4 protein-coding genes are annotated in these 3,609 nt (G+C 62.3%); 3 read left to right on the top strand and 1 reads right to left on the bottom strand.

The window, feature by feature from the left end; all coding sequences use genetic code 11:
* On the bottom strand, nucleotides 1-383 hold a 383-nt coding region (locus AC1DWI_RS16620; protein ID WP_477725244.1), incomplete at its 3' end, for a DUF4118 domain-containing protein.
* A gap of 321 nt (nucleotides 384-704) precedes the next feature.
* Between AC1DWI_RS16620 and AC1DWI_RS16625 the strand changes: the two genes are divergently transcribed.
* The 3 genes from AC1DWI_RS16625 to AC1DWI_RS16635 all read left to right on the top strand — a co-directional run bounded on the left by AC1DWI_RS16625 (nucleotide 705) and on the right by AC1DWI_RS16635 (nucleotide 3,468).
* Complete coding sequence (locus tag AC1DWI_RS16625) at nucleotides 705-1,865, top strand: aminotransferase class V-fold PLP-dependent enzyme (RefSeq protein ID WP_477670086.1); 1,161 nt, start codon at nucleotides 705-707, stop codon at nucleotides 1,863-1,865.
* Between the two features lie 97 nt (nucleotides 1,866-1,962).
* The gene (locus tag AC1DWI_RS16630) at nucleotides 1,963-3,120 is read left to right on the top strand and encodes a formyltransferase family protein (RefSeq protein WP_477670085.1); all 1,158 of its coding nucleotides are present in this window, start codon (nucleotides 1,963-1,965) and stop codon (nucleotides 3,118-3,120) included.
* A 48-nt stretch (nucleotides 3,121-3,168) separates the two neighbouring features.
* Complete coding sequence (locus tag AC1DWI_RS16635) at nucleotides 3,169-3,468, top strand: hypothetical protein (protein WP_477670084.1); 300 nt, start codon at nucleotides 3,169-3,171, stop codon at nucleotides 3,466-3,468.
* Nucleotides 3,469-3,609: the final 141 nt, after the last annotated feature.

Consider the following 3,609-nt stretch of genomic DNA (forward strand, 5'->3'; position numbering starts at 1 on the left):
CGCGCGCGCTGCTCGTTCAGCTGCGCCGCGGCCGTTTCGCGCCGCAGCCGCGCAGACAGGTGGCTGATGGTCAGCGCCACCAGCAGCATGCTGAAAATCGCAATCAGGTGATCCCGGCTCTCCACCTCAAAGGTAAAACGCGGCGGCACAAAAAAGTAGTTCAGCGCCGTCACCGCCACCAGCGCCGAGGCCACAGATTCCTTCCAGCCCATGGTGTAAGACACCACCACCACGACCAGCACATACAGCATGGCCTGGCTGGCAATCGTGACTTGCCTGTCGAGCAGCAGCCCGCCGCCGGTGGCGGCTGCCAGCAGCAGGGCCACGATGGCCCAGTGGCGCAAACTTGTGCCGGTGGCGGGTGTAGGTTCAGCAGCTTTCATCATCAGAAGCCCAGCGTACCATCGGCCGCATCAGGATTGCATCAGGAAGGCTTGGGGGGTGTGGCGAGGGGCTGGGCATGTCCCAGAGCCGCAAAATGCCCGGAATTCTTGACTTGTATCAACTTTTACCTATAAAAAGTGCCTGCAGCCCAATAGGAATCTGCGCGAGCAGCTATGAAATTGATAGCGAATAGACCCCTGCGGCACAGCCTTCCCGCTCCTTGTTGCCCCCCCGCGACCACACATAACCCCACTGCCAAAATCGCCTCATCCTGTTAAGCTGGCTGCCCGACTTTTCATAACGATTTGAGAGACAACACCATGCCCGGACTCCTCCCCAACGTTGACCCTGACGGACTGCTCGAGTTTTCGGTGGTCTACACCGACCGCGCCCTCAACCACATGTCAAAAAGCTTCCAGGGCGTGATGAGCGACATCTCGCGCATCCTCAAAGACGTGTACAAGGCGCACGCCGTGGCCCTGGTGCCCGGCAGCGGCACCTACGGCATGGAAGCCGTGGCCCGCCAGTTCGCGGGAGGCAAGCACGTCATGGTCATCCGCAACGGCTGGTTCAGCTACCGCTGGACGCAAATCTTTGACATGGGCCACATCCCCGCGTCGCACACCGTGCTCAAGGCCAAACAAACCGGCCCCGGCGCGCAAGCCCCCTGGGCGCCCGCACCCATTGCCGACGTGGTCGCCGCCATCGCCAAAGAAAAGCCCGCACTCGTTTTTGCCCCRCACGTCGAAACCGCTTCCGGCATGATCCTGCCCGACAGCTACCTGCAGGCTGTGGCCGCCGCGGTGCATGCGGTGGGCGGCCTCTTTGTGCTCGACTGCATTGCCTCCGGCGCCATGTGGGTCGACATGAAGGCCACCGGCGTTGACCTGCTCATCTCCGCCCCGCAAAAAGGCTGGAGCAGCTCACCCTGCTGCGCCATGGTCATGCTCAGCGAGCGCGCCCGCGCCGCGATAGACGGCACCGCCAGCTCCAGCTTTGCCTGCGACCTGAAAAAGTGGATGCAGATTATGGAAACGTATGAAAACGGCGGCCATGCCTACCACGCCACCCTGCCCACAGACGCCCTCACGCGCCTGCGCGCCGCGATGAAAGAAACGCAAGACTACGGTTTTGCCAAAGTGAAGGCCGAGCAGGAAGCCCTGGGTAGCAAGGTGCGCAAACTGTTTGAAAGCCGCGGCCTGCCCAGCGTGGCCGCCGAAGGCTTCAAGGCCCCGGGCGTGGTCGTCAGCTACACCACAGACCCTGACATCCAGTCCGGCAAAAAATTTCTTGCACAAGGTTTGCAAACCGCTGCCGGCGTGCCGCTGCAGTGCGATGAGGGCGCCGACTTCAAGACTTTCCGCGTCGGCCTGTTTGGCCTCGAGAAATGGCACCAGTCTGACCGCACTGTCGGCCAGCTCGCTGCCGCACTCGACCAGATCGGCCTGACCGAGAAGGCGCGCCAGGCTGTCGCGGCCTGAGCGGCTGTTTCTCATCGGGAGCTTCGGCTCCCTTTTTTATGTCCGCTTTCCGTTTTAATCCATCCCTTTATCTATTCATTCCTAAAGAGACGTGTCCATGAAATGCGCTTTGGTCGGTTCCCGTTTTTTCGCAGCCTCGGTGTTTGAGGCGCTTCGCAAAGAAGAAGGCATTGAGTTCACCAGCATCGTCGCCCCCGCTGAAGACGACCGGCTGGCGATTGCAGGGCGCGCCGCCGGCATCCCCGTGCATGTGCTGGCCAACCCCAAGATCGTCCCCGGCGAGGCGATTGCCGAAGGCACCGAACTCATCATCGCCGCGCACACGCATGCCCGCGTGAGCGACGACGCACTGGCACGCTCGCGCCTGGGCGGCATCGGCTACCACCCCTCGCTGTTGCCACGCCACCGCGGCATCGCGGCCGTCGAATGGACGATTCTGGAAGGCGACCCGATTGCCGGCGGCTCCGTTTACCACCTGGCCGACGGCTGGGACGCCGGCGCCATCGCCGCGCAAGACTGGTGTTTTGTCAAAAAAGGCGAAACCGCCCGCGAACTGTGGGAGCGCGCCCTCGCGCCCATGGGCCTGGCGCTGCTCAGCAAAGTCGTGCACCACGCCCGCCTGCAAGGCAGCCTGCCCGCCGATGTGCAAGACCCAGCCTTCGCCACCCGCGCCCCCATGCTGCGCAAGGCCGTGGTGCTGACCGAAGAGGTCTCATCCGCCAACACTTCGTTGGTTGTCTCCATCGTCGGCACAGACCGGCAAGGCATCGTCAGTTCCCTGGCCGACAAAGCCCAACGCTTCGGCGCCAACTGGGCCGCCAGCCGCATGACACGCCTGGCCGGTGAATTCGCCGGCATGGTCCACTTCGAAGTCCCGCGCGAAAACGCCGACAACCTCGCCACCTCGCTGCGCGGCCTGCAGTCCAGCGGCCTGCAAGTGGTCGTAGCAAAGAGTGACGGCGCCAACACCCCCGCCGCCCTGCGCGTGTTTGAACTCGAACTGGTAGGCGAAGACCGCCTGGGCATCGTCAGCAACCTGACCAAGATGCTCGCCGAGCGCGGCATCAGCATCGAGAGCATTCACACCGACATCGTGCGCAGCGGTGTCTCGGGCAAGCAGACTTTCAAGGTCGAGGCGCATTTGCTGGTGCCGGCCAATTTGTCGGTAGAGGCGTTGCAGAAGGAACTGGGTACCCTGGCCAGCGAGATGATGCTGGATATTGCGTTGGGGGAGCGGCAGCTTGCTGTCGGGTAAGTCGACACGCCCCTCGGGCACGAAGTGAGCTAAGAGTACGGAATAGCAATGGTTGACATCGTTGTGGCGGTGGTGGTTGTCGGCGCCCTGGGTGTGCTGCCCATCGTTGGGCTCATCATTCAGGTGTGGCGCGACCGCCGGGGCAAGCGGAGGAATGCGCAGGGCCGGTGTTATGCCTGCGGCGGGTCGGGCTTTCTATGGCCTCTGCCTCACTACAAAGGCGCAACCTTCAATTACTGCCTGCCATGCAGTCAACGCCAGCGCCGGATGTCCACGATGACCGGACTGATCGCTGCCGGGGTTCTGGTGGTGGGCTTATGTACTTGGTTGATCGCTCGCGAGCTTTAAGAGATTTCGCTTGGAGGAGCGGCAGATTTCTGGCAAGTGAGCTGAGATTCGGTTTGTCCGGCGTGGTGGCTGCGAGTGCTGGCAGTAACGAAAATCATGATTTGCTGTAATAGCCCTGAGTTCAAGCAACACTACCAATCC

Source organism: Polaromonas sp. P3_C2, from assembly GCF_056402675.1.